The 1,111-nt window shown below is 67.7% G+C and carries 2 protein-coding genes; both read left to right on the plus strand.

Annotated elements, in window-relative coordinates:
- On the plus strand, positions 1-484 hold a 484-nt coding region (locus tag ACOADB_RS27185; protein WP_378606444.1), incomplete at its 5' end, for an SDR family oxidoreductase.
- 4 nt (positions 485-488) lie between these two features.
- The coding region (locus ACOADB_RS27190) for an HAD family hydrolase (protein WP_378606447.1) at positions 489-1,111 on the plus strand (623 nt) is incomplete at its 3' end.

Below are 1,111 nucleotides of genomic sequence, written 5' to 3' on the forward strand. Positions count from 1 at the left end.
GATCAACCCCGTGTACGGGCCGCTCGTCGAGCTCGACCTCGCCGCCGCCCGCAAGATCGTCGAGGTCAACTGCATCGCCGCGGTCTCGTGGGTCCAGCAGGTCCATCAAGCATGGATGAAGGAGCACGGCGGCGCGATCGTCAACGTCTCCTCGCTCTCCAGCATCCGTACGGCGCCGGGCATCGGGTTCTACGGTGCGAGCAAGGCGATGCTCAACTCGCTCACCGAGTTGATGGCGGTCGAGCTCGGACCGGACATCCGGATCAACGGCGTCGCGCCGGGAGTGGTGAAGACGCGGTTCGCCACGAAGCTGTACGAGGGCCGCGAGGACGAGGTCACCGCGGCGTACCCCCTCAAGCGGCTCGGCGTGCCAGAAGACATCGGCGGCGTCGTCGCTCACCTGCTCTCCGAGGACGCCGCGTGGCTCACCGGGCAGACGGTGGTCGTTGATGGCGGCCTCAGCCTCCAAGCCGCGGAGGAGTGAGCTGGTGGACGAAGTCGATCCGCTCCATTCCGACTGCGGGACTGTTGGCGCCGACGGCGGCGTCAGCCTCTCCGGCATGAGCAGTGGTTCGGTGCGGGGAATCGATGCGGTCCTCTTCGACTACGGCGGCGTGCTCACCGGCCCTGTGAAGCATTCCATCGCCAACTGGCTGGCCGCGGATGCGATCGAGCCCGAGTCGTTCTCGGGCGCATTGCAGGCGTGGCTGTCTCGCAATGCCCCGGACGGTACGCCGGTCCACCGGCTGGAGACCGGCGAGCTCACGGTCGCGGAATTCGAGCGCCTGCTCGCGGCCGAGCTACGGACCACGGATGGGAGCGCAGTGGTCCCGGACGGGATCCTGAGCCGGCTCTTCGCGGGCATGCTGCCCGACGCAGAGATGTTTCTGCTGGCCGAAGAGTTGCGTTTCGCCGGCCTGGAGGTCGGCCTGCTCTCCAACAGTTGGGGGAACACCTACCCCCGTGCACGGATCGACGCCCTGCTTGACCCGGTCGTGATCTCCGGCGAAGTCGGACTGCGCAAACCCCACGCCGCGATCTACGAGCTGGCCCTGGATCGGCTCGGCCTTCCCGCTGACCGGGTGCTCTTCATCGACGACGCCGAGCCCAA

The organism is Nocardioides sp. CPCC 206348, from assembly GCF_048654705.1.
Taxonomy (GTDB): Bacteria; Actinomycetota; Actinomycetes; order Propionibacteriales; family Nocardioidaceae; genus Nocardioides.